Annotated in this window: 19 protein-coding genes, 2 tRNA genes and 1 riboswitch; of the genes, 10 read left to right on the top strand and 11 right to left on the bottom strand. The window is 68.7% G+C overall.

The window, feature by feature from the left end; translation table 11 throughout:
• Window positions 1-32: 32 nt before the first annotated feature.
• From C8258_RS08255 to C8258_RS08265, 3 genes are all read right to left on the bottom strand, one after another.
• Complete coding sequence (locus tag C8258_RS08255) at window positions 33-620, bottom strand: ATP-dependent Clp protease proteolytic subunit (RefSeq protein ID WP_036499422.1); 588 nt, start codon at window positions 618-620, stop codon at window positions 33-35.
• Window positions 621-884: 264 nt separating this feature from the next.
• Complete coding sequence (tig, locus tag C8258_RS08260; RefSeq protein WP_106954877.1) at window positions 885-2,264, bottom strand: trigger factor; 1,380 nt, start codon at window positions 2,262-2,264, stop codon at window positions 885-887.
• Window positions 2,265-2,470: 206 nt separating this feature from the next.
• Window positions 2,471-3,052, bottom strand: coding sequence for an FKBP-type peptidyl-prolyl cis-trans isomerase (locus tag C8258_RS08265; RefSeq protein WP_036499499.1), 582 nt, complete (start codon window positions 3,050-3,052; stop codon window positions 2,471-2,473).
• A gap of 308 nt (window positions 3,053-3,360) precedes the next feature.
• On the opposite strand from C8258_RS08265, the gene C8258_RS08275 reads away from it, so the two are divergent.
• Together C8258_RS08275 and C8258_RS08280 are read left to right on the top strand one after the other, a co-directional pair.
• Window positions 3,361-5,757, top strand: a complete 2,397-nt coding sequence (locus C8258_RS08275) for a phosphoketolase (RefSeq protein ID WP_233224976.1) — start codon at window positions 3,361-3,363, stop codon at window positions 5,755-5,757.
• Window positions 5,758-5,857: 100 nt separating this feature from the next.
• Window positions 5,858-6,448 carry a hypothetical protein gene (locus tag C8258_RS08280; protein WP_106954659.1) on the top strand — a complete coding sequence of 197 codons (591 nt, stop codon included), beginning with the start codon at window positions 5,858-5,860 and terminating at the stop codon, window positions 6,446-6,448.
• Between the two features lie 3 nt (window positions 6,449-6,451).
• Here C8258_RS08280 and C8258_RS08285 read toward each other — a convergent pair whose 3' ends face one another.
• Both C8258_RS08285 and C8258_RS08290 read right to left on the bottom strand, forming a co-directional pair.
• Complete coding sequence (locus C8258_RS08285; protein WP_106954660.1) at window positions 6,452-6,943, bottom strand: NUDIX domain-containing protein; 492 nt, start codon at window positions 6,941-6,943, stop codon at window positions 6,452-6,454.
• A gap of 64 nt (window positions 6,944-7,007) precedes the next feature.
• Window positions 7,008-9,212 (bottom strand): glycosyltransferase family 39 protein, encoded by a 2,205-nt coding sequence (locus C8258_RS08290; RefSeq protein WP_106954879.1) that lies wholly within the window; start codon window positions 9,210-9,212, stop codon window positions 7,008-7,010.
• 345 nt (window positions 9,213-9,557) lie between these two features.
• On the opposite strand from C8258_RS08290, the gene C8258_RS08295 reads away from it, so the two are divergent.
• Window positions 9,558-11,276 (top strand): DEAD/DEAH box helicase, encoded by a 1,719-nt coding sequence (locus C8258_RS08295; RefSeq protein ID WP_106954661.1) that lies wholly within the window; start codon window positions 9,558-9,560, stop codon window positions 11,274-11,276.
• Between the two features lie 121 nt (window positions 11,277-11,397).
• Here the strand turns inward: C8258_RS08295 and C8258_RS08300 are convergent, their stop codons facing one another.
• The 3 genes from C8258_RS08300 to C8258_RS08310 all read right to left on the bottom strand — a co-directional run bounded on the left by C8258_RS08300 (window position 11,398) and on the right by C8258_RS08310 (window position 12,068).
• Window positions 11,398-11,712: a multidrug efflux SMR transporter gene (locus tag C8258_RS08300; RefSeq protein WP_106954880.1), complete on the bottom strand. Its 315-nt coding sequence runs from the start codon at window positions 11,710-11,712 to the stop codon at window positions 11,398-11,400.
• 17 nt (window positions 11,713-11,729) lie between these two features.
• Window positions 11,730-11,797, bottom strand: a riboswitch (guanidine-III (ykkC-III) riboswitch).
• A gap of 44 nt (window positions 11,798-11,841) precedes the next feature.
• Window positions 11,842-11,918: transfer RNA gene (locus tag C8258_RS08305), tRNA-Pro, on the bottom strand.
• A 79-nt stretch (window positions 11,919-11,997) separates the two neighbouring features.
• Window positions 11,998-12,068: transfer RNA gene (locus C8258_RS08310), tRNA-Gly, on the bottom strand.
• A gap of 673 nt (window positions 12,069-12,741) precedes the next feature.
• Here C8258_RS08310 and C8258_RS08315 point away from each other — a divergent pair.
• From C8258_RS08315 to C8258_RS08330, 4 genes are all read left to right on the top strand, one after another.
• A complete protein-coding gene (locus C8258_RS08315; RefSeq protein ID WP_106954662.1) occupies window positions 12,742-13,746 on the top strand; it encodes a GGDEF domain-containing protein in 1,005 nt (334 codons plus the stop codon).
• Between the two features lie 93 nt (window positions 13,747-13,839).
• Window positions 13,840-14,646, top strand: coding sequence for a DUF1542 domain-containing protein (locus C8258_RS08320; protein ID WP_369974734.1), 807 nt, complete (start codon window positions 13,840-13,842; stop codon window positions 14,644-14,646).
• A 53-nt stretch (window positions 14,647-14,699) separates the two neighbouring features.
• A complete protein-coding gene (locus C8258_RS08325) occupies window positions 14,700-16,028 on the top strand; it encodes a phosphatase PAP2 family protein (RefSeq protein ID WP_255420414.1) in 1,329 nt (442 codons plus the stop codon).
• Window positions 16,025-17,320 carry a glycosyltransferase family 87 protein gene (locus tag C8258_RS08330; RefSeq protein WP_233224954.1) on the top strand — a complete coding sequence of 432 codons (1,296 nt, stop codon included), beginning with the start codon at window positions 16,025-16,027 and terminating at the stop codon, window positions 17,318-17,320. Before C8258_RS08325 ends, C8258_RS08330 begins: the two co-directional genes overlap by 4 nt.
• On the opposite strand, the gene C8258_RS08335 is transcribed toward C8258_RS08330, so the two are convergent.
• Window positions 17,308-18,123: an Fpg/Nei family DNA glycosylase gene (locus C8258_RS08335; protein WP_106954664.1), complete on the bottom strand. Its 816-nt coding sequence runs from the start codon at window positions 18,121-18,123 to the stop codon at window positions 17,308-17,310. The genes C8258_RS08330 and C8258_RS08335 overlap by 13 nt on opposite strands.
• An 80-nt stretch (window positions 18,124-18,203) precedes the next feature.
• Window positions 18,204-18,674: a ribose-5-phosphate isomerase gene (locus tag C8258_RS08340; protein ID WP_106954665.1), complete on the bottom strand. Its 471-nt coding sequence runs from the start codon at window positions 18,672-18,674 to the stop codon at window positions 18,204-18,206.
• Window positions 18,675-18,747: 73 nt separating this feature from the next.
• Here C8258_RS08340 and C8258_RS08345 point away from each other — a divergent pair, with 73 nt between their 5' ends.
• On the top strand, window positions 18,748-19,848 hold the full coding sequence (locus C8258_RS08345; RefSeq protein ID WP_369974729.1) for a M48 family metallopeptidase: 1,101 nt from the start codon (window positions 18,748-18,750) through the stop codon (window positions 19,846-19,848).
• Window positions 19,849-19,894: 46 nt separating this feature from the next.
• Here the strand turns inward: C8258_RS08345 and C8258_RS08350 are convergent, their stop codons facing one another.
• A complete protein-coding gene (locus C8258_RS08350; RefSeq protein WP_106954666.1) occupies window positions 19,895-20,551 on the bottom strand; it encodes a DsbA family protein in 657 nt (218 codons plus the stop codon).
• Between the two features lie 153 nt (window positions 20,552-20,704).
• Here C8258_RS08350 and C8258_RS08355 point away from each other — a divergent pair, with 153 nt between their 5' ends.
• Window positions 20,705-21,925 (top strand): NAD(P)/FAD-dependent oxidoreductase, encoded by a 1,221-nt coding sequence (locus C8258_RS08355; protein WP_106954667.1) that lies wholly within the window; start codon window positions 20,705-20,707, stop codon window positions 21,923-21,925.
• Between the two features lie 97 nt (window positions 21,926-22,022).
• Complete coding sequence (locus C8258_RS08360; RefSeq protein WP_199195629.1) at window positions 22,023-22,424, top strand: YciI family protein; 402 nt, start codon at window positions 22,023-22,025, stop codon at window positions 22,422-22,424.
• Window positions 22,425-22,434 lie beyond the last annotated feature (10 nt).

The following is a 22,434-nucleotide window of genomic DNA, read 5'->3' on the forward strand; positions in this document are numbered from 1 at the left end:
CCAAAGTCGATGGGGGATGAGCGGTTTCGCGCTCAGTTACCGGCGCCGTTCGCCTGGCGGGCATTGGTGATCACGTGGTCGATGAAGCCGTACTCCAACGCCTGGGCCGCGGTGAACCAGCGGTCGCGGTCGGCGTCGGCGGTGACCTGCTCCACGGACTGTCCGGTGTGCTGTGCCTGCAGTTCGTTCAGCTCCCGCTTGGTGTGGGCGAGCTGCTCGGCGTAGATCGAGATGTCGGCCGCGCTACCACCGATACCGGCGGAGGGCTGGTGCATCATGATCCGGGTGTGCGGCAGCGCGTAGCGCTTGCCCTTGGTGCCCGCGGTGAGCAGGAACTGGCCCATCGAGGCCGCCAGGCCGAACGAGATGGTCGCGATATCGCATTCGGCGAACTGCATGGTGTCGTAGATGGCCATGCCCGCGGTGACCGACCCACCGGGGGAGTTGATGTAGAGCGAGATGTCGCGGTTCGGGTCCTCGGCCGTGAGCAGCAGGATCTGCGCGCACAGCTTGTTGGCGATGTCGTCGTCGACCTGGGTGCCCAGGAAGATGATGCGGTCGCGGAGCAAACGCTCGTACACCGAATCACTGAGGTTGAGCCCAGCAGTCGCGGATGTCATGACCGGCCCCGACTTCAAAGGTGCCACAGCCTGATTGATTGTCACGGATACCTGCCCTCTCTCGCCGGCACGATGCCTGCCGGCACAGCCTCTGTCCAATATGCGGTCTTCCGGGGCCCTTCGTGGTTACGCAAGCTACCGCCTCCGTCCCCGACGTCCGACCGCGGCCTGATTCGGTTGACACAAACCCTAACGAAACAAGGCGGCACCGAACTCCCGGTACCGCCTTGCTTCGCTTACAGCTGACTCATATGTCGCCGATGGCTACTCGGCGGCGTTCTCGGCCGACTCCGCGGCGCCCTCGGAATCCGCCACCGTCTCGGCCGGCTCACCGAACATCTCGGCGGTGTCGACCGTGTTGCCGTCGGTGTCGGTGACCTTGGCCTTGAGCACCACGCCGGCCAGCGCCTTACCCCGGCGCACGTCGGCGAAGATCGCGCCGAGCTGTCCGGCCTGCTGGATCTGCTGGATGAACTGTTCCGGCGCCATGCCGTAGCGCTGCGACTGGAACAGGATCCGCTCGGTCAGCTCCTGCTGGCCGACCTGGGTGTTCTCCGATTCGGCGATCGCGTCCAGCAGCAGCTGGGTCTTCACCGACTTCTCGGCGGCTTCCTTGGAGTCCTTGTCGAACTCCTCGCGGGTGCTGCCCTGGGCCTCGAGCGCCTCGGCGAACTTCGCCTCGTCGTGGTCGAAGCCGTGCACCGCGTCGTGCAGCACGGCGTCGACCTCGGCCTGCACCGCGGCCTCGGGCAGCGGCACCTCGGTCTTGTCCAGCAGCGCCTCGAGCACCTTGTCGCGGATCTCGCCGGCCTGCTCCACCTTCTTGCTCTGCTCGACCCGCTTGCGCAGATCTTCCTTCAGCTCGTCGATGGTGTCGAATTCGCTTGCCATCTGGGCGAATTCGTCGTCGGCCTCGGGCAGCTCGCGCTCCTTGACCGAGTTCACCTTCACGGTGATGACGGCTTCCTTACCGGCGTGCTCGCCGGCCACCAGGGTGGAGGTGAAGTCCTTGGACTCCTCCGCCTTCAGGCCGACGAGGGTGTCGTCCAGTCCCTCGATCAGCTGGCCGGAGCCGACCTCGTGCGACAGACCGGAGGTCGTCGCCTCCGAGACCTCTTCGCCGTCCACGGTGGCCGACAGGTCGATGGAGACGAAGTCGCCCTCCTGCACGGCGCGCTCGACGCTCTTCAGGGTGCCGAAGCGCTGGCGCAGCGACTGCAGCTGCTGGTCGATGTCCTCGTCGCCGATGCTCAGCGGATCGACGGTGACCTCGATGCTCTCGTAGTCGGGCAGCGCGATCTCGGGACGGACGTCGACCTCGGCGGTGAACGCCAGCTCGTCGCCGTCCTCGATCTTGGTGATCTCGATCTCGGGCTGGCCGAGCACCTTCACCTCGGAGGCGGTGACGGCCTCGCTGTAGCGAGCCGGCAGCGCGTCGTTGACGACCTGCTCCAGGATGGCGCCGCGACCGAGGCGGGCCTCGAGCAGCTTGGCCGGGGCCTTGCCCGGACGGAAGCCGGGAATGCGAACCTGCTGGGCCAGCGCCCGGTACGCCTTGTCGAAGTCCGGCTTCAGCTCCTCGAAGGGCACCTCGACATTGATGCGGACCCGGGTCGGGCTCAGCTGCTCGACGGTGCTCTTCACGGACATGCTCCTTGTTCGTTGTTCACTGGTCTGTGTGGTCGCCGGACGGAGGTGTGATCCGCCGGCGACGATGTTCGGGTGCCGCCGTACAACGGCGCTGTTTCCCCCCGAAATCGCATCCGATCAAGGGTAGTCGACAGCGGTATTCGGGCCGCAATCGGCTGGCCCGCCTCGGTCGGCGGCGGCTTTGTCGCCGAAGGCGTCGATCAACCGACCTTCACGGCATCGGTGACGAAGACGAGGGTTTCGTTGGGTTTCACACCCTGGCCGCCCTGGCCGTAGCCGAGGTCGGGCGGGATGATCAGCAGGCGGCGGCCGCCCTGTTTGATACCGATCAGGCCCTGGTCCCAGCCCTGGATGACCTCACCGGTACCGAGGGTGAGCGGGAAGGTCTGGCCGCGGTCGAAGGAGCTGTCCAGCTTCTTCTTGTCCGACCAGGTGACCAGCGTGTAGTTCATCTCCACCGGCTGGCCGGTCGCCGCCGCCGGGCCGGTGCCCTCGACGAGATCCTTGGTGACCAGCTGCTTCGGCGGATCGCAATTGTCGGGAATGGTGATGGTCGGCGCCTGGCCGAAGCCGCCGGTGACACCGATGTCGTCGGCGGTGCATTCGCGGCCGTGGCTCGCCGTGGGAGCCGCGGCGGCCGAGGTGCCCGCGCTCGGCTGGGCGCCTGCGACGGTGCTCGAGGTCGTCGCCGAGCCGTTGTCGTCGTTGCCGCCGCAGGCGGTGAGGGCGACCGCCGCGACCGCGACGGCGGCCGTGCCGATGATCCTGGCCAAAGTCTGCATGCGCCGCACCCTAATCGGTGCGGCGGACGAACCGGCTGTGGGCCCCGTCACCGCCGTTCGATCCGGCGGGCCGGGAGGTTTTCCGGCAGCGGGTGCGGATACCCGGGCTGCGGGTGCGGATCGGCCCGGGATCGCCGCGGCCCGGTAGCCTGGCGTCGAGTCTCCATCCGAAGCGGTTACCCGAACACCCCACTGCGAGGAGCACGATCGTGACCGACTTGGCGAGTTCGGAAGGACGGATCCCGGCCACCGACCCGACCGGCGCGGATACGGCGGCCGACAATATCGGCGGCAGCGGCGGGGCCACGATCGCACCCGAACCGTATCGACTGGCCGAGGTTCCCGGCCCGCTCTCACCGGACGAACTCGCCGATCTGGACGCGTGGTGGCGCGCGGCGAACTATCTGGCGGTGGGTCAGATCTATCTGACGGCCAATCCCCTGCTGCGTACCCCGCTGGCGGCCGAACACATCAAACCGCGTCTGCTCGGGCACTTCGGAACCGTGCCGGGACTGAATCTGGTATGGGCCCATGCCAATCGGGCGATCCAGGCCCGCGATCTGGACGCGGTCTTCGTCGCCGGGCCCGGACACGGAGGGCCGGGGCCGAATGCATGTGCCTGGCTGGAAGGCACGTATTCCGAGCTGTACAGCAATATTTCGCGCGACGGGGACGGGATGGGCGCGCTGTTCGCACAGTTCTCCTATCCCGGCGGCGTGCCCAGCCATTGCGCGCCCGAGACGCCGGGTTCCTTCCACGAGGGCGGCGAACTCGGCTATTCCCTGCTGCACGCCTACGGCGCCGCGCTCGACCATCCCGACCTGACCGTGTTCTGCGTGGTCGGGGACGGCGAGGCCGAGACCGGGCCGCTGGCGACCAGCTGGCATGCGAACAAATTCCTCAATCCGGCGCGCGACGGCGCGGTGCTGCCGATTCTGGCGCTCAACGAATACAAGATCGCGAATCCGACCCTGCTGGCCCGCATTCCGGAATCCGAACTGCTGTCGCTGCTGCACGGGTACGGCTATGACCCGATCATCGTCGCCGGGCACGACCCCGCCGCCGTACACCAGGCGATGGCCGCCGCGCTGGATCGCAGCCTGGACCGCATCGCCGAATTCCAGCGCGCCGCGCGCGAGAGCGGTGACGGGACACGGCCCCGCTGGCCGATGATCGTGCTGCGCACGCCGAAGGGCTGGACGTGCCCGCCGGTGGTCGACGGCGAACAGGTCGAGGGCACCTTCCGCGCCCATCAGGTGCCGCTCCCCGCCGCGCGTTCCGACGACGGTCACCGCCGGGTGCTCGAGCAGTGGCTGCAGTCGTATCGTCCCGCGGAACTGTTCGACGAGGACGGCCGCCCGTATCCGCAGTTGCTGCGCCAGGTCCCGGCGGGGCCGCGGCGGATGAGCGCCAATCCGGTGGCCAACGGCGGCGCGACGATGCAGGATCTGCGACTGCCGGATTGGCGCCGCTACGGCGTGGAGGTTCCCGCGCCGGGCGCCACCTCGCACGAGGCCACCCAGGTGCTGGGCACGTGGCTGCGCGACGTCACCGCTGCCAACCGCGACAATTTTCTGATCCTCGCACCCGACGAATTGGCCAGTAACCGGCTCCAGGACGTCCTCACCGTCACCGGCCGCAACTGGCAGGCCGACATCGGGGAATTCGACGTCAAATTGGACCGCCGCGGCCGCGTGATCGAGGTGCTGTCGGAACATATGTGCCAGGGCTTGCTGGAGGGCTATCTGCTCACCGGGCGGCATGGTGTGTTCACCTGTTACGAGGCCTTCATCCACATCGTCGACGCGATGTTCAACCAGCACGCGAAATGGCTGGACGCCAGCAGCGCGGTGCCGTGGCGCCGGCCCGTTCCGAGCCTGAACTATCTGCTGACCTCCCATGTGTGGCGGCAGGATCACAACGGATTCACCCATCAGGACCCGGGTTTCCTCGATGTGGTGATGAACAAGCAGCCTTCGATCGTGCGCGTCTACCTGCCGCCGGATGCCAACACGCTGCTGTCGACCTACGACCACTGCCTGCGGTCGCGCCATTACGTGAACGTGGTGGTGGCCGGCAAACAGCCGCAGGCGGATTGGCTGTCGGTCGACGAGGCGCGGCTGCACTGTGCCCGCGGGGCCGGTATCTGGGAATGGGCCGGCCACAACGACGCGACGGGCACGACTCCCGATGTGGTGCTGGCCTGCGCCGGCGACGTACCGACCCTGGAGACGCTGGCGGCCGCCGCCATTCTGCGGGAACGCTTGCCGCAGTTGCGCATTCGCGTGGTGAACGTGGTCGATCTGATGCGGCTGCTGCCGGCGGACGAACATCCGCACGGCCTGCCCGATCGCGAATTCGACACCTTGTTCACCCGGGATCGCCCGGTCATCTTCGCCTTCCACGGCTATCCCTGGCTGATCCACCGGCTCACCTATCAGCGCACCAACCACTCCGGGCTGCACGTGCGCGGATACAAGGAGAAAGGCACCACGACCACCCCGTTCGACATGGTGATGCTCAACGACCTCGACCGCTATCACCTGGTGATGGATGTGATCGACCGCGTTCCCGGACTGGGCACCCAGGCGGCCGGGCTGCGCCAGGACATGGCCGATGCCCGTCTGGCCGCGCGTATCTGGACGCGCGAGCACGGCGCCGATATTCCGGAGGTGGCCGACTGGCGCTGGCCGTACGGCCGATAACCCTCGCCCGTACCCGTCGAACAGCGCGGACGCGTGTTCGGAGTTAGGCTCCGCGTGTGCCCGCCGGGACTGGGGTACGGACGAGGAACGGAAATGCCGCATGGAACTGCGCTCTACCGCCGCGGTGGTCCCCGCCGTGTCGCCCGTCGGCCCGACGCCCGCGGGAACGGCATCGTTCACCGTGCATTTCACGGGATATCTCTATGCCGTCGGATTGCGCGACGCCTTCGCCGATCTGATCGCGCGGCACGAACAGCTACGCACCGTGTACCCGATGCCCGGTTCGAGTGCGGCGCCCCGGGTTTTGTCCGCGACCGCCGCGGTGTTGCCACGACTGGTGCCGACGCCGGTGATCGCAGCCGAATTGCCGGACGCGATCACCGAATTCGTGGACGCGGAAACGGCTGCGCCGCTGTCGGTTCCGGTGCGGGCGAGAACGTTCCGGCCGCTCGCCGATCCCGAGGACATTCCGCACCATCTGCTGGTGGTGATCCTGCGGCGGGCCGCGGTCGACCGGGTGTCGCCGGCCCGGCTGGCACGCGATCTCATGACCGCCTACGCCGCGCGTCGTCGCAACCTCGTCCCGACGTGGGACGGGGCGCGCCCCGCTCATCGGCTGACCGTCCACGAACTCCAGGGTGTACGGCTCGTCGAATCCGGTGGTGAAGGGATCGCCGACGCCTACCGCTGAACCTCAGCCGTCGGCGAGCACCTCGGTGAGCCGGTCCAGAAAGGGACGCTGACCAGCGACGATCTTCTCGCGCGCGAGCTCCGGTTCGAGCCACTCGACCCGATCGATCTCCGGGAACGTCTGCATGCGGCCGGATCTCGGCGGCCACTGCATCTCGAACGTGCCGGGGACCACCTGCTCCGGATCCAGGTCACCCGCCACGGCCCACACGGTGACCTGCTTACGGGAGCGACCGCTGCCGTACTGCGACTCCCCCAGCGCGATCCACTCACCGTCGGGTACGGGCAGGCCCAGTTCCTCGGTGAACTCACGCGCCGCGGCCGTCCGGGCATCCTCGGAATCCGGTGCGTACTCGCCCTTGGGGACCGACCAGGCACCGGCATCCTTGCGCGCCCAGTACGGACCGCCCATATGTCCGAGCAACACCTGCAGCCGCGGGGCATGCCGGAACAGCAGAACTCCCGCACTGTATTTCGACGCCGTGGCTCCGGTCATGGTCGCAGTCTGCCGCACCGAAGCGCGGTGGGTGACGGCGCGGGGCCGCCACCCGCCGCGCTGGTTACCGGGCGGCCGTCGGCGCCGTCAGGTCGTAGACCTTGGTACCGCCGACATCGGTCGCCGCGTATGTACTCTCGACCCACTGGGCGATCCGGCTCGCCGCCGAGGTCTCCCCCGATCCGGGGCCGCGCCGCTGGGACCCGACGAAGTAGTGGATGCGCCCCTGTGCGACATCGGCGCGGAACTGATCGAGGGTCGGGGACGGATCGCCGCCACCGAATCCGCCGATCGGCATGACCGCGTAGCCGGAATCGAGCTGTAGGTCCGCGGCACCCATCGAACTGATCGCCGCGGCCGCCCACGTGTAACCGGCGCCGGTGTTCTTCAGCAGATCGATCAACTGCTGATTCGTCCGCTCACCCATGCCGGGACCGGACGGGCGGTCGGTGGATGCACGCTGCCCGGAGCCGGGCCCGGTCGCCGCCGGCTCGCCGGACCGCGGCACCCGGCCCGGTTGTCCGGGAGGCTGGGCGGTGCCGGCCGAATCCGAACCGCCGGTCGCCGGTCCTGCGCCGAGTCCGGCCGGCGCGCATCCGTTCTCCGCCCCAGCAGGTTGGGCGCCGGGTACCTCCTGGCCCGGGACACCCGGACGAGTTCCGTTCACGCCCGGCGCGGGTGTGGAGGGTCCGCTGCCGGTACCGCCCGGCATGCCCGGCCCGGCGGGTCCGCACGCGCCACCTGGGCCGCCCGGTCCGAAGCCGAAGCCGAACCCACCGCTGGTCTTCGGTCCGGCCAGGACGATGCCGCCGTTGTGGGCGGAGGCGATGGTCTGGATCGAGTAGGCCACCGGGCCGGCGATCGCGACGACCACCGCGAGGACGGCCGTCCAGGCGGCCGTCCGGCGCGGTTGCGGCATCACCAGCGCGACGGTCGCGACCGCGCCCGCTACACCGATGATCCACCGCAACCACGGCACGAAATCCGGGGTGCGATCGAGCAGGATCACCGCGGTGACCGTCGTCAGCCCGGCCGCCGCGGCCAGAACGATGCGGACCGGGAGCCGATCGCGCTGTCGCCACAGCACGACAGCACCGATCGCGGCCGCACCGGCGACGCCGGGCGCCAAGGCAACGGTGTAGTACTGGTGGAAGATTCCCTTCATGAAGCTGAACACCAGGGCGGTGACCAGCGCCCAGCCACCCCACAGCAGCAGCGCGGCCCGCCGGGTGTCGGTGCGGGAGGCCTTGCCGCACAGCACGACAGCCGCGACGCACAGGATCAGCGCCGCCGGGATCAGCCAGGCGATCTGACCGCCGACGGTCTCGCTGAACAGGCGCGTGATCCCGGCCTCCGACCCGAACGACGGTCCGTGGCCGCGCCCGCCGGGTCCGGGCGGACCGCCGAATCCGCCGCCGGAATCGACGCCGAGCCGCTGCAGTCCGTTGTAGCCGAGCGTCAGTTCGATGATCGAATTGTGTTTCGAACCACCGAAATACGGCCGCGAATCGGCCGGCCACAGTTGTGCGACCAACACCCACCATCCGGCGCCGACCACCAGGGCGGCCCCGGCGGCGAGCAGTTGCAGCAGCCGCTTACCCAGCCGGGGCGGCCCGGCGAACAGATAGGTCAGCGCCAGCGCGGGCACGACCAGCAACACCTGCAACTGCTTGGCCAGGAATCCGAGTCCGACGAAACCGCCGCACAGCAGCAGCCAGCGCCACCTGCCGTCCTCGAGAGCACGCGTCATCGCCCATACCGCGGCGATCATCAGCAGGACCAGCAGCGCGTCCGGGTTGTTGTAGCGGAACATGAGCGTGGCCACCGGCGTGACCGCCAGCGCGAGCCCGCCGAGCAGCCCGGCCCCGGGGCCGAAGGTGCGGCGCAGCGTCGACCGGAGCAGGGCGACCGCGGCCACCGCGATCAGCACCTGCGGGATCAGCATGCTCCAGCTGTTCATCCCGAAGAGGCGAGCCGAGATCTCCATCGGCCACAGCGACGCCGGCGTCTTGTCGACGGTGATCGAATTGCCCCAGTCCGAGGAACCGAAGAAGAACGCCTTCCACGATTTCGCACCCGACTGCACCGCGGCGGCATAGAAGGAGTTGGCCCAGCCGTTCGCGCTCAGATTCCACAGATAGGCGATCGCGGTGCCGCCCAGCAGCGCGGCCAGTCCCAGGTGCTCCCACGGCAGGCTCCGGGTGCGGCCCCGGCCGGGCGTCGTCATGCCGTCCGCCGGTCGGCCCGGCGCGATAGCAGTTTCGGTCATGGTTGCCATGATGGTCGGCCGCGCCACCGACCGGCTGGGACGGCGCTGGGAGAAACCTGTGAACCCGCCCAGCGGTTCACCCAGCCGAGTGGTCACACAGCCCGGTGATCCACGCGGCCCGGTGAGGAGAGAACCGTCACTCTTCCGCGATGCCGGAGAAACCGCCGGGACAGGATAGGCTGGGCCGTGGAGTGTCGGTTACTCGTACTCCCTCCGTCGTGGATGTCTTCTCTTCGCGTCGGCCACCCAGCGGTCAGCCTCCGTGCGTGCTACGAAGCCCGGCGCCGCTGCAACCCCAGCGCCGCTGCGGTTGACTCTGCTGCTCGAAAGGCACCACGACTACTCATGACGACTCGTTCATCGAGCCCTGCCGCCACCTTCGCAACCCTCGGCGTCGACGCGCCGCTGGTGCGCGCGCTGACCGCACAGGGTTTCACCGCACCGCTGCCGATCCAGGCCGCGACACTTCCGGACACGCTCGCCGGCCGCGATGTGCTCGCTCGCGGGCGCACCGGCAGCGGTAAGACCCTCGCCTTCTCGATTCCCATGGTCGACCGGCTGCACCGCCTCGGCCACCGGCGCGTCCCGGGCCGGCCCGCGGGTCTGGTGCTGGCGCCCACCCGCGAACTGGCCACTCAGATCGCGGCGACCCTCCAGCCGTTGGCCGATGCCTGCGAGCTGCGAGTGGTGACGGTGTTCGGTGGGGTGCCGCAGGCGCGCCAGGTCCGCGAACTGCGCTCGGGGGCGGATATCGTCGTCGCCTGCCCGGGCCGCCTGGAGGATCTGATCAAACAGCGCCTGGTCGCCCTGGACGAGGTGCGGATCACGGTGCTGGACGAGGCCGACCACATGGCCGATCTCGGCTTCCTGCCCGGCGTCACCCGAATCCTGGCCGCGACCCCCGCCGACGGGCAGCGGATGCTGTTCTCCGCCACCCTGGACAACGGCGTGAACAAGCTGGTGCAGCGCTTCCTGCGAAACCCGTTGTCGCACACGGTCGACGAGGCCCACTCACCGGTGCCCGCGATGACCCATCACGTCTTCGAGATCGGCGACAGCGAGGCCAAGCGCGTGCTGGTCCAGACCCTGGCCTCCGGAACCGGACGGCGAATCTTGTTCATGCGCACCAAACATCATGCGCGACGACTGGCCAAACAGCTCACCACCGCCGGAATTCCGGCCGCCGATCTGCACGGCAATCTGTCGCAGGTCGCGCGCGACCGCAATCTGGCCGCCTTCGCCGACGGCACCACGCGCGTCCTGGTCGCGACCGATATCGCGGCCCGCGGCGTCCACGTCGACGATGTCGAACTCGTCGTGCACGTCGACCCGCCCGCCGAACACAAGGCCTATCTGCACCGCTCGGGGCGCACCGCCCGCGCCGGCAGCACCGGCGACGTCGTGACGATCATGCTGCCGGAACAGCGCAAGGACGTCGCGGTACTGCTGCGCAAGGCCGGACTCGACGTCCGCCCGCAACAGGTGAGCCCGGATTCGGCCCAGGTCACCGCATTGGTCGGCACGGTCGCGGCACCGGTCGCGCCCGCCGCGAAACCTGAACGCGCCGAGCAGAATTCCCGCCGCCCCGCCCGCGACGGCAGCGCGGCCCGCAACCCCCGCCGGCGCGGCCCGGCGACGAGGAGCGAACGCCGCGAATCGGCGCACAACGGCCGCACCACCACCGGCCGCACCGCGACCGCCGACCGCACCGCGCCGCCACGCGACCGGTTCGCGCCCGGCCGCGACCGCACGGGCGTCGCACCCACGGATACCGACGGCCGTGCCACCTCGCGGCGCCGCCGGGGCGAGGACAACGACCGTGCCGCCGCATCGGACAACCGCAGGAACGGAGGAGGGCGACCCGGTCGCGAACTCCGTGATGCCCCTGCCCGCACGGGCGGCAAGCAGTCGGCGCGCGAACGCGGCGCCGCCGGGACGGGCCGGAACGAGCGCGGTTCGTCGGGCCGCTCGCCGGGCGCCGCACGCTCGACCGGTGCAACGAAACGCGTTCACGCGCAATCGCATTCGGCCGGCTCCGCCCGGCCGGCGCGTCACAGCCGATAACACGCACATCGGCAGCCGGGGTTACGCGCCGGAGCCGAGCGTGGCCGACGTGGCGGTATCCGCGGCGAATGTCGCCGCGGATACCGCTGCCGCTCGGCGTGGGACAGACCGATCCGACCGGCTAACCGGTCACCTTCAGGCCCACCACCCCGGCGACGATCAGCAACAGCAATACGATCTTCACCAGCGAGGCCTGCTCGGCCCCGGTCATCATCGCGTACAACACGGTGAGCGCGGCCCCGATGCCCACCCACACCGCGTACGAGGTGCCCACGGGCAGCGTGCGCATCGCATAGGCGAGACCCGACATCGAGGCGACGAGCGCGGCCGCGAAGACCAGCGACGGCACGACGCGGGTGAAGCCGTGTGATTTCCCCAGCGCGGTGGCCCAGACGGCTTCGAAGACTCCGGACAGCACCAGCACGATCCACGCCACAGTCAGCATTCCTTTCGGAAATACCGTCTTGTCGGGACCCGGGTACGGTTGCGATCGTCCGGTCGGCCGCAGAACGCGACCCTCTTTCGTTCAGCGCCCCACGACCGAGCGGAAATTCCCGGTCATCTGTGGTCGGGATGACAGGATTTGAACCTGCGACCCTCCGCTCCCAAAGCGGATGCGCTACCAAGCTGCGCTACATCCCGTTTCCGTCCAGCGGTTGCGCTGGCGCCTCCCGATGGACGGGATCCGGCGGCCGGGGATTGCCGACAATCCCCACATCGGAGCGGGTGACGGGAATCGAACCCGCACCATCAGCTTGGAAGGCTGAGGTTCTACCATTGAACTACACCCGCAGGCATACGACACCAATGGGATCGCCACGATGTCGTCTGCGTGTAGGACTGTACCGAACTTCACTTCCGGAATGCCAATCGCACACCCGGTTTTCGCCCGGCGCGTCCGCCGGGTTGCTCACCGGCGCGCCGAACTCCACCCGGAGCAGGCCCGTAGCGATTGGACAGCAAACTTCGACGACCGAACTTCGAGCGCGGCGATGCCGAAGTGGCGCATCGCGACCGCGAGATATCGCGCCACTCACTCCACGACCGAACCCGCTCAACCTGCTGTGATACTCGTCACCGGCGCCTCGCCGCCGCCGCGCGGACCGGATCCCGCGTCAAGGCCCCTGGCCTGCGATAAGAACGTTTCACGAAGTCCTGCACACTCAGGAGTGAACATCCCCCGCAACACGCCGCGAGCGACACGCTGAGGCAAGGTGTAACGCCGCAGGCCCGGAGTCGATCACACTGCCGATCGCCATTCGTGACTTATCGGAACAGGTTGTAAAACAGCGTTTTTCGGTGCCGAGTGGCTTGCTAGGATCCTTTTTGCCGGACGGGGGTATCTGGAAAGGGGGCGGTGAGCGTGCGCCGAAGGTGTACTCGACCGCGAAGCAGTGAGCGCGTTCCGGAGGGCGTGACCGGCCGGAGCGCCGGCGTCGACGACGTCTGCGCGAGGTGATCGGCGATGCCTGCCGAACTCGACACGCAGACCGCCGCGAACGTCGCGGCGACGACACGGGACTGGGTTCGTGCCGTCTATGCCGGCAGCGGGCTGACAGTCGAGCCCGAACACCTGGAGCAGGTGTTCGCGGCCATCATCGACGAATTGTTGAATCTTGCACAGTCCGAACCGTTTCCGGTTCCGGCCGCCCGCGCGATCGGGCGACGGCTGGCCGAGGCGCCCTTCGACCGCACCCGCATGCTCGCCCCCGCCACCAGAGCCCTGCTGGGCTTCGCGCCGGGTGAACCCGGCTCCCTGGTGGCGACCCGGTGGCCGTTCGTGGCCAGCCATGCCATCGACAGCTATGCCGAGGCCCTGCAGCAACGCGCCCTCGCCCAGCAGGAGCGCAATCTGACGGCAGCGGTCTCCGTGCGCGTACAGGAGATCGCGGCGCTGCAGAACCGGCTGCGGCACGAGGCGACCCACGACGCGCTCACCGACCTCGCCAACCGCTCCCTGTTGCAGGAACGCGTGCGTGTGATGGCCACCGACCACACCCGCGGCGTGGGCCTGCTGCTGATCGACCTGGACGACTTCAAGCAGATCAACGACGGCTACGGCCATTCCGTCGGCGACGAGGTGCTGGTGGAGATCTCGCGGCGGCTGCGCGCGGCCTGCCCGGACGAAACGGTCGTATGCCGCTACGGCGGAGACGAATTCGTCCTCGCCCTGCCCGCCCGCCGCAATACCCTCGCCGAGGTGGCGATGCGCGTGCTGACCGCCCTGCACGATCCGGTGCCGACCGACGCCGGACCGGTGCCGGTGTCGGCGAGCGTCGGCACCGCCTTCTCCCCACCCGGGCGGCCCTGCGACTTCTCCGATCTGCTGCGCAGCGCGGACCGGGCGATGTACTCCGCCAAGACGGCCGGCAAGCGGCAGTTCGCACTTTCCGAGCTCGGCGATTCCGACGGCGAGCCGGGCGGTTACGACGCCGCCCGACTCGCCTACGACGCCGCCGTCGCGGGCTGAGAGCAAGCCTCGGGCAAACCGCCGACGCGTACTCTGGTCGGTGTGTGGCTGCTGCTGATTCTTCTGGTCGTCGTGCTGATCGCGTGTGTCGCGATGATGCTCGCGGGGCGCTCGAACCAACGCACCCGGGACAACAACCAACTCGCCGACGCGAAGGCCGACGCACGCCGGTTGATCGAACGCCTCGGCGGCCAGGTCTACAACCTCACGGGGACCGACCAGGCCTCCAAGCAGGCGCTGGCGGATGCGGGTGAACGGCTCAACGCCGCCGGATCGCAGATCGATCAGGCCACGACCGTCACCCAGGCTCGGCTGGCCAAGGAAACCGCGATCGAGGGCCTGTACTACGTGCGCGCGGCCCGCACCGCGATGAATCTCGATCCCGGCCCACCGGTCCCCGAACTGGACGGACAGCGGTCCGCCGGACGCGTCACCGAGGACCGCACCGTCGACTTCGACGGCCGCAGCATCGAAGCGTCGCCGACGCCTTCTCCGCAAACTCCGAACTACTATCCGGGCGGCCGGGTCGCCGGGCGTCCGGTCCCGGCCGGCTGGTATTCCGAGCCGTGGTGGAAGACCGCGCTGGTGGCCGGCGCCTGGGGCGTGGGCTCGGTGCTGCTGTTCGATGCGCTGTTCGGCGGTATGCACGGCGTCGGCTACGGCGCGGCCGGTTTCGAAAACGGTTACGGCGCAGGCTATGACGCCGGATTCGACGCGGGTCAGGATGCCGGACAGGACGCCGGGCAGGGCTTCGACGGCGGGGACCAGGGCGGATACGACACCGCCGGCTACGACGGCGGCGGATACGACCAGGGTGGTGGCTACGACGGCGGCGGCTTCTTCGACGGCGGTGGCGGTTTCGACGGAGGCGACTTCGGCGGATTCGACGGAGGTTTTTAGCTTTCCGGTAACCGGAAGTTGCGCCTCCGTTTACGTTGTGTTATCGATCTTCAGTGTTGATCGACCACGAGGCGAGGGTAGTTCCCTCGTCGTCGTTATCCGGGGGTGGGAAAAAGCCCCGAGCAGGAGCCGCTGCCGCAGTCGTCGGCGCTGTGGTCCTGCTCACCATCGCCCAGGTGTGGGCATCCGCGCACGGCGCCCTCGGGCCCTTTCGTAGTCTCCTCGCCGATTACGCGGCCGATCCGCAGTCGGCGTTCGTCACCTGGGCGGGCCTGGGCCTCGCGTGCGTCGGCGTGCCCGCGCGCGTGCGCGTCATCAGCCTCGCGTCGGCCGCGGTACTCGACCTGCTGGTCCTCGGCGTGCAGGCGCTGTGCCACTGGCACCTCTCGATCGGAACCGGCCCGACGCTGGTCTTGACCGCGCTCGTGCTGACCGTCGCTCGGTGGCGTGGCCGGCGACGGCGGATCGCCCTGCGCGCCATCGCATTCGGTGTGTTGCTGATCATGGCGTCGAAGCTCGCCGACACCTGGCTGCTGGTGAGCATCTCCGCCGGTCCGCGCGTACTGGATCAGTACGTGCAATATGCCGATCGCGCACTGGGAGATCCGGCGTGGGTCGTCGGCAGCCTCCTGGATGCGGCGGGGCCGATCCCGTCGACCGTGTTGCACGCGGTGTACATCCAATTGCCGGCGGCCGCTGTGGTGGTCGCGGTGTGGCAGCTGCGCAATGTGACGACGAGGCCGTGGCCACGGCACAATCTGTTGCGTACCTTCCTGGTACTGGGCATCGTCGGGCCGCTCGTCTACGTGCTGTTTCCCGTGGTCGGCCCGGTCTTCGCCTACGGCCCGCTGGGCCACGGCCTGCAGATCGGCGACTGGCCGCACACGGTGCCGGCGATCACCGGCACGCCGGCGCCGATGCTCTTCGATGCCGGCACCGCCCGCAACTGCATGCCGTCGATGCACACCGCTTGGGCCACAGCACTGTTCGTGCATTCGCGCACCGGGCCGCGGTGGCTGCGCTGGGGCGGTGCGGTGTGGCTGGTGTGCACGCTGCTGGCGACGCTCGGCTTCGGCTACCACTACGGCTGCGATCTGGTGGGGGGTGCGGTCCTGTCCCTCACGGTGGAATCGGCACTGCGCGAACCCGATCGTGGCTGGGACAGCAAGCGGATTCACATGGTGACCCTCGGCGCCGGGGTTTTCGCGGGGCTGCTGCTGTCCTATCGTTTCCTCGCAGAGACCATGGCCGCCCATCCGTTGCCGTCCGGACTCGCGGTCCTGGCCGCACTGGCGGCCGTGATCTCCCTGTTCTACACGACGTGGTTCGCCGCGCCCGAGCGCCGAACGGCGAACATCGAAAGGTCGGTCTCAGCTTCATGATCACGGTGCGGGCGGAGCGGCGTCAGCTGCTGCGCCAACAGCATTCGGACGACACGAGATATTTCCCCCGCATCCCGATCCTGATCGGACTTCTGCTCTCGGTGTCGGCTGCCCTGCTCATCTCGGCGTTGCACGGTTTCCTCGATCTACAGGTGTATCGGGTCGACACCCTGGCCTGGTTGCACCACGGCGCACTGTACGGGCCGCCGCTACCGGTAGCCGGCCACACCGACCTGCCGTTCACCTATCCCCCGTCGGCAGCGCTGCTGATGACTCCGCTGGCCGTGATGCCGCTGTGGCTCGCGGAGATCGCGGTGACGGCCAGTTCGCTGGCCTGTCTGTGGGTGACGATCTGGCTGGTGCTCTCCCGGGTCCGGCCCGATCTGAACCCGCGGTCGAAAGCGACTCTGATCACCCCCGTCGTCATCGCGATGGCGGCGCTCGAGCCGGTGCACACGACACTGTGGTTCGGACAGATCAACATCATTCTGATGGCCGCGGTCGCGCTGGACTGCCTGACCGAGAAGCCGCGCTGGCCCCGCGGCGTGCTGATCGGCATCGCCGCCGTCACCAAACTGACCCCGGCGGCCTTCGTGCTCTATCTGCTGATCCGCCGGGACTGGAAAGCGGCGGGAACGGCGGCGGCGACCGCCGCGGGGGTGGTGCTCGCCGGATTCGTACTGTTCCCGCGCACGTCCACGCAGTACTGGCTGCACGCGATCGTCGACACCGGTCGCATCGGGGCGCCCTACTACGCCGGCAACCAGTCCCTCAAAGGCATGGTCTACCGGCTCGGTCTGCCCGAATCCGCGGCCGCGGCGGTGTGGCTGGGTCTCGGGCTCGCCGTCGCCGCCGCCGGCGCGGTCGCGATGTACCTGCTCTTCCGCGCCGAGCGCACCGCCGCCGCCCCGATCACACCCGGGAACGCCCCCGCGATCACGAGACTCTCCGTTGCCGCGCTGCTCGTGAATGCCGCTGTGCTGCTGCTGGTTTCGCCGGTGTCATGGACTCATCACTGGGTGTGGGTGGCACCCGCGCTGGTGACCGCCGCGTTGTGGTCCACCAGCAGATCCGCCGCGGCGGTGGCCGGCGCGATCGCCGCCGTCACCGCACCGTTCCTGATCGGGCAGGTGCTGGTGCCGGGCGGTGGCGACCGGGAGCTCACCTGGAACTGGTGGCAGCACCTACTGGGCAACACCTACGTCCTCGTCGCCGTCGCGTTGCTCGGACTCGCGCTCACGCGTCTGCTCCGGCGGCGCGCCGCGGCGATACCGGCGACTCAGGCCGGCTGACAGGTGGGGCACCAGAACAGGTTTCGGCCCTCGAGCACGGCATGCGCGACGGTGGTTGCACAGATCCGGCAGGGCTCACCGGCACGGCGATAGACGTAGGTGCGTGGTTTGCCGACCGCATACGACGGCGCGCCGCGGTCGTGTTCGGGGCGCACCACCACGATCGCGCCCTTGCGCACCCCGACCTTCATCAATGCGACGAGATCCGCCCACAGCGCATCCCACTCCCCGGCCGTGACGGCGCGGCCGGGACGTTGCGGTGAAATGCCGTGCCGGAAAAGCACTTCCGCTCGATAGACATTGCCCACACCCGCCACCACCGACTGGTCCATCAGCAGCGCCGCGATGGACCGGTTCGAACGGCGGATCCGCTGCGCCGCCCGATCGGGATCAGCGTCGCGCCGCAGCGGATCAGGCCCGAGCCGGGCGGTGAGGGCGTCGACCTCCGGCGCGTGCAGGACCTCGCACGCGGTCGGACCACGCAGATCGGTCCCGTACAGCGTGGCCGCGGACTTACCGGCGCCGATCATCCGCATCCGCACCTGGCCGACCGGATCGCTCAGCGGCGCGGGCGATTCGGTGAAGGTGCCGTAGAGACCGAGATGCACATGGACGATCAAACCCGAATCATAGTGGTGCAGAAGATGTTTACCCCACGCCTCGGCCTTGGTCAGAGTGGTTCCGTCGACCAGGGCGGCACCGTCGGCGAAGCGCCCCTGCGGGCTGGATACCCGTACGACACCGCCGGCGAAGCGCTGCTGATGCAGCTTCGCCAGGCGATGCAGCGTATGTCCCTCAGGCATCGACCGAATTCCGTTCCGCTCACACCGGCCCGCATGCGGCCGGACGGGCCGGGCGCGTGGCCCGGCCCGCTCGATGCCTGCTAGCTCTGCACCGCCGGCGGCCGACCGGACTTCTCGTATTCGGCGATGATGTCGATGCGCCGCTGATGCCGCGCCTCGTCCGACCACGGCGTCGCCAGGAACGCATCGATGATGGCGAAGGCATCCTCGGTGCTGTGCATCCGGCCGCCGATACCCATGAGCTGCGCATTGTTGTGCTCACGAGCCAGTTTCGCGGTCTCCACGCTCCAGGCCAGCGCACAGCGCGCGCCGGGAACCTTGTTCGCGGCGATCTGCTCACCGTTACCGCTGCCGCCGAACACGATGCCGAGGCTGCCCGGATCGGCGACGACGCGGCGGGCGGCGTCGATGCAGAAGGCCGGGTAGTCGTCGACGGCGTCGTACTCGTGGGCTCCACAGTCGACCACGTCGTGACCGGCCTGCGTCAGATGATCCTTCACTTGGTTCTTCAATTCGAAGCCGGCATGGTCGGCACCCAGGTATACGCGCATGGCTGAGATTCTGTCAGGTGGGCGCTTTCGCTCCACATGGGGTGGTTCCCCGATCCTCTATAGAGTTCAGCCCATGCAGTCCGAAGATCAGTGGGCCGATCAGTCACCACAGCAGAGGCCCGGACCGGGGTGGAATCCGGTGACCGGTATGGCGGGGTGGGATCCTCGGCTGGGACCGCCGGGATGGGGTCCGCAGCAACCGTTTTCGCCGCCGCACGTCCCGCCGTTCCAGCCGACGCGCGGACTGTCTCCCTGGGGGATGCCGGCCCGGCACAGCTGGGAGATCCCGCTGCTGATCGTGGTGATTCTGGCCACCGTCACCGGTTATCTGATCGCGCTGCTGTTCCTGCTCGTCGGTGCGGTGAACTACTACGTCCTGCTGCTGATCCTCGCGCCGCTGCTGCTGTGGTTCGGCCGCGGCACCAACTATTCGATGCAGCGGCTCAATGCGGTGAAGATGTCGCCCACCCAGTTCCCGGAGGGATACCGGTTGGTGGTCGAGGCGGCCGCGCGCTTCGGCATGGCGACCGTCCCGGATGCCTACGTGGTGCTGGGCAACGGGCAGATCAACGCCTTCGCCTCGGGGCACGGGTTCCGCCGCTACGTGGTCGTCTACAGCGATCTGTTCGAGATCGGCGGCCAGGCCCGTGACCCCGACGCGCTGGCCTTCATCATCGGCCACGAGGTCGGTCACATCGCGGCCGGCCATGTGTCGTACTGGCGCCAGCTGGGCATGTTCCTCGTGCCGTTCCTGCCGATCATCGGCAATTCGCTGATTCGCGCACAGGAGTACACCGCCGACAATCACGGCTTCTGCAACCGGCACCTCGGCGCCCCCGGAGCGATGAAAACCCTTGCGGGCGGCAAATATCTGAACTCGCTGGTCGATTTCGACGAGATGGCCGACCGCGCGCCGCAGGACAAGGGCTTCTTCGTCTGGGTGGTCAACGCCATGTCCTCGCATCCGGTGCTGACGTGGCGGATGTGGGCGCTGCGCGATCGCAGCCGGCACGGGCGGATGTTCCTGCGGCCGAGCGGTCCGCCGCCACCACCGATGACGGCGACGCCTCCGCCGTATCCGCCACCGGCCGTCTCCCCGCCGCCGGCCGGACCGCCCACTCAGACGGGCAGCTACCCCGGATACGGCGAAATTCCGGGGCTGCCGCCGCGGTAGCCGCACGTCCGGCACGGGGCGTGCTGCGCCCCGTGCCGTTCATCCACTAGTCGAACTGCGGGTCCTCGTTGCGGGTCCGCTTGAGTTCGAAGAAGTGCGGATAGGACGCCAGCGCGACCGCCCCGTCCCACACCTTCCCCGCGTCCTCGCCGCGCGGAATCCGCGACAGCACCGGGCCGAAGAAGGCGGTGTCGTTGATGTGGATGGTCGGGGTGCCGACATCCGGCCCGACCTTGTCCATTCCGGCGTGGTGGCTCTTGCGCAGTGCCTCGTCGTACTCGGTGCTCGTGGCGGCCTCGGCCAGTTCGGCGGGCAGCCCGACCTCGGCGAGAGCGTCGGCGACGACCGCGGCCAGGCTGTCGGCCTGGTTCTCGCGCTCGTACTCCTCCCGGCGATTGTGGATGCGGGTGCCCATCGCCGTGTACAGCGGTGAGAGCACCTTCTCACCGTGTTGCTCGGCCGCGGCGATGGCCACCCGGACCGGCCCCCACGCCGATTTCATCATTTCGACGTAGCGCTCGGGAAGGTCGTCACGGCCCTCGTTGAGCACGGCCAGGCTCATCACGTGGAAGTGCGTGTCGATATCGCGGACCTTCTCGACCTCCAGAATCCAGCGCGAGGTGATCCAGCACCACGGGCACAGCGGATCGAACCAGAAATCGACGCGGTCCCTGGAACCGGCGGTGGTCGTCTGATCGCTCACATTTCGTCCCTTCGAAGAAACAGTGGGGAGGCCGCACGCCACCCGTCCTCAACATTGGTCAACGCCGCGAAGTTGGCGATATTTCCCGATCGCCGCGGGATCGCACAGTAGGGTCGGATACGACCCTGGTTGCCCGCTGCCCGGAGGTTTCCCATGCCCACAGATTCCAGGTTCGTCATCGTCGGCGGCGGTCTGGCCGCTGCGAAGCTGGCGGAGTCGTTGCGCGACAACGAGTTCGACGGCGCGATCACGTTGATCGCCGAGGAGGCGCAACTCCCCTACGAGCGGCCGCCACTGTCGAAGGAGCATCTGCTCGGCAAGAAGTCGCTCGCCGATTTCACCGTGCATCCCGAGCAGTGGTATCGCGATCACGATGTCGACCTGCTGCTCGGCACCGCCGTCACGGCCATCGACCGCACGTCGAAAACGGTTGCGCTGCCGGATGGTTCGACCCGGCCGTACGACAAACTCGCCCTGGCCACCGGATCGCGCCCGCGCCGGCTGCCGATTCCCGGCGCCGATGCCGAGGGCGTGTACATGTTGCGCACCATCGGGCAGTCCGATGCGCTGATCTCACTGTTCGGCTCGGCGCGGCGGCTGGTCGTCATCGGCGCGGGCTGGATCGGGCTGGAGGTCACGGCGGCCGCACGGACCGCCGGTCTCGAGGTGACCGTTCTGGAGGTCGGCGCGGTGCCGCTGCGGGCCGCTCTCGGCGACGAGATGGGCGCGGTCTTCGGCGAATTGCACCGCGCGCACGGCGTCGATCTGCGCTGCGGCGTGAAGGCCGCCGAGATCGTCACCGCCGACGGGAAGGCCACCGGAGTCCGCCTCTCCGACGACACGGTCGTGGACGCCGATGCCGTGCTGATCGCGGTCGGCGCGCGGCCGAATATCGAACTGGCCGCCGACGCGGGGCTCGCGGTCGAGGGCGGCGTGCTGGTGGACGAGAGTCTGGCCGGCAGCGATCCGGATATCGTCGCGGTCGGCGATATCGCCGACCAGCAGCATCCGGTGCTCGGGCAGCGAGTGCGGGTCGAACACTGGGCCACCGCGCTCAACCAGCCGGCCGTGGCGGCGCTGACGATGCTCGATCGGCCCGCCACCTACGACCGGCTGCCGTACTTCTTCACCGACCAGTACGACCTCGGCATGGAGTACACCGGTTTCGTCGCACCGGATGCGACGACCTCCGTGGTGGTTCGCGGCGACACCGCGAGCCGCGAATTCGTCGCGTTCTGGCTGGATCAGGGCAATCGAGTGCTGGCGGGGATGAACGTCAACGTCTGGGACGTCACCGAGCGGATCAAGGAGCTGATCCTCGGCGGCGAACCGGTGAATCCGGACGCGCTCGCCGACACGTCCACAGATTTGTGATCACGATCACAGTCAAGGTAGGTCGAGAAGCCACGGCCGGCACCGACCCGATCGTGAGCGCGCCGCGATGGCGCGCCGGCGATCCGAGGAGATCATCGTGAAATACATGCTGCTCAAGACCTACCGCCCTGCCGCGCACTGCGAAACTCCGATCGGCGAGTGGCCGCCGGAGGACATCGCGGCCCATATCGAATTCCAGCGCGCGCTCGGCGCGGCACTGCGCGAATCGGGTGAGCTGGTCGACGCCCAGGGTCTGGCCTTCCCGGATCAGGCCCGCATCGTCAGCGCCGACGGGCGGTCCGCGCCGGTGGTCACCGACGGCCCGTTCCCGGAAACCAAGGAATTCCTGGCGGGCTACTGGATCGTCGATGTGGACAGCGCCGACCGGGCGCTGGAGATCGCTGCGCAGGCATCGGCCGCGCCGGGCCCGGGCGGCGCCCCGATCGGTGAATACATCGAGGTGCGCGCGGTGATGGAAGCGCCGGCGACCGAGGCCTGATCCGCCGCGC

The organism is Nocardia sp. MDA0666 (genome assembly GCF_003023875.1).
GTDB classification, from domain to species: Bacteria; Actinomycetota; Actinomycetes; order Mycobacteriales; family Mycobacteriaceae; genus Nocardia; species Nocardia aobensis.